We start from the raw sequence: 1,950 nt of genomic DNA, 5'->3' as shown, positions 1-1,950 counted from the left end.
GCAGCGGCGCAGGACGCCGGCGCGGCCGCCGTCCCGGGCCGGGCGCCCGGCGCCCCGGAGGACGAGCTCGCCACGGGACGCTTCGTGCTCCTGCACGACCCGTCCGAGCCGACGGCGTGGGGCGGACCGTTCCGCATCGTCACCTGGGCCCGCGCGGCCGCGAGCCGCGAGATCGGCTGCGACGACACGGCGGGCGCGAACGCGTGGACCTGGCTCCTCGAGGCCCTGGAACGCCACCGGGCCGGATATTCTCGGGAGGGCGGCACCGCGTCCCGGGTCCTCGCCGAGGGCTTCGGTCTGCTCGGCGACCACGAGGAGGGGGCCGACGTCGAGCTGCGGGCCTCCTGGACGCCCGACGGCTCCGACGTGGCACCGCACCTGGCGGCCTGGGCCGACACGGTCTGCACCTTCGCGGGCCTGCCGCCGTACCCCCGGGGCGTGACCGTGCTGCACCCGCGCCGCTGACCACCGAACCGACCGCGCCCCGCCGGGGCCGACACAGAATCGAAGACGCTCCTTGACCAGCCCAGCCGACCGCCGATCCGCGCCCGACGAGCCCTCGACCCCCGTGGTCGCCGGCTTCGAGGACTTCGAGATCCCCGACAGCGTCCACCTCGCGGCGCCGTTCGACGGGATCCCTCCCGTCATCGACACCGTGGCAGGACTGGAGCGGGCCGCCGCCGCCGTCGCCGCGGGCTCCGGCCCGGCGGCGATCGACACCGAGCGGGCGTCGGGCTTCCGCTACGGGCAGCGCGCCTTCCTCGTGCAGCTGCGGCGCGAGGGCGTGGGCACCGTGCTGATCGACCCGGAGGCCACCGGTTCGCTGGCCGTGCTGGGCGAGGCGCTCTCCGGCGTCGAGTGGGTGCTGCACGCCGCCACCCAGGACCTGCCCTCCCTGCGCGCCCTCGGCATGGAGCCGGACCGGCTCTTCGACACCGAGCTGGGCGGGCGCATCGCCGGGCTCCGGCGCGTGGGCCTGGCCGCGGAGACGGAGGAGCTGCTGGGCTACACGCTGGCCAAGGAGCACTCCGCCGTGGACTGGTCGAAGCGGCCCCTGCCGAGGGACTGGCTGAACTACGCCGCGCTCGACGTGGAGATGCTCATCCAGCTGCGCTGGGCCATGGAGGAGCTGCTGCGGGAGAAGGGCAAGCTGGACTGGGCGCTCCAGGAGTTCGAGGCCGTGCGCACCGCCGAGCCCGCTCCCCCGCGCCAGGACCCGTGGCGCCGGACGTCGGGGATCAACAAGGTGAAGGGCCGGCGCCAGCTCACCGCGCTGCGCGGGCTGTGGGAGGAGCGGGAGCGGCTCGCCCAGCACAAGGACGTCGCCCCCGGCCGGCTGCTGCCCGACGCCGCCCTGGTCGCCGCCGCGGCCGCCATGCCGCGCACCGTGCCGCAGCTCCTCGACACCCCCGGCTTCCACGGCCGGCTCGCGGCGCGGGAGGCGCCCCGGTGGCTGCGGGCGATCGCCGAGGCCCGCACGGCCACGGAGCTCGTCCCCTTCACCGTGAAGTCCGACGCCCTGCCGCCCGTGAAGGCGTGGGAGGTCAAGCGCCCCGAGGCCGCAGCACGGCTGCGGGTCCTGAAGCCGCTCGTCGCCGAGCTCGCCGAGGCGCACGAGCTGCCCACCGAGAACCTGCTCACCCCCGAGCACCTGCGGCGCTTCTGCTGGCAGCCGCCGAAGAGCACCACCGACCAGGCGGTGGCGGACCGCCTGCGGGACCTCGGGGCGCGCCGGTGGCAGGTCGAGCTGACGGCCCCGGTCCTCGGCCCGGCCTGGCGGGAGCTGCGGGCCCGCAAGCGCGCGGCGCGCCTGGTGGAGCGCGACCAGCCGCCCGTCGGGGACGAGGACGAGCCCGCAGCGTGAGCCGCTCCCCCTGGGGACGGAGGAAGGGCCCCGGCCGACGGCCGGGGCCCTTCCTCCTGTGCGGGCCGGGCTCCGCTCGCCCCGCG

General features: G+C 76.9%; 2 protein-coding genes. Both read left to right on the top strand.

Features of this window, described 5'->3' with window-relative positions; genetic code table 11:
* Positions 1-465: DUF3000 family protein (locus CRM73_RS19055; RefSeq protein ID WP_229588780.1), on the top strand; the 465-nt coding region annotated here is incomplete at its 5' end.
* Between the two features lie 52 nt (positions 466-517).
* Positions 518-1,864 carry an HRDC domain-containing protein gene (locus CRM73_RS19050; protein WP_217905637.1) on the top strand — a complete coding sequence of 449 codons (1,347 nt, stop codon included), beginning with the start codon at positions 518-520 and terminating at the stop codon, positions 1,862-1,864.
* The last annotated feature ends 86 nt before the right edge of the window (positions 1,865-1,950 follow it).

It is taken from the genome of Kocuria sp. CCUG 69068 (assembly GCF_020833785.1).
In the GTDB taxonomy this organism is placed as follows: Bacteria; Actinomycetota; Actinomycetes; order Actinomycetales; family Micrococcaceae; genus Kocuria; species Kocuria rosea.
The sequence above is the reverse complement of the archived record's forward strand: the minus strand, read 5'-3'. Positions and strand labels throughout refer to the sequence as shown.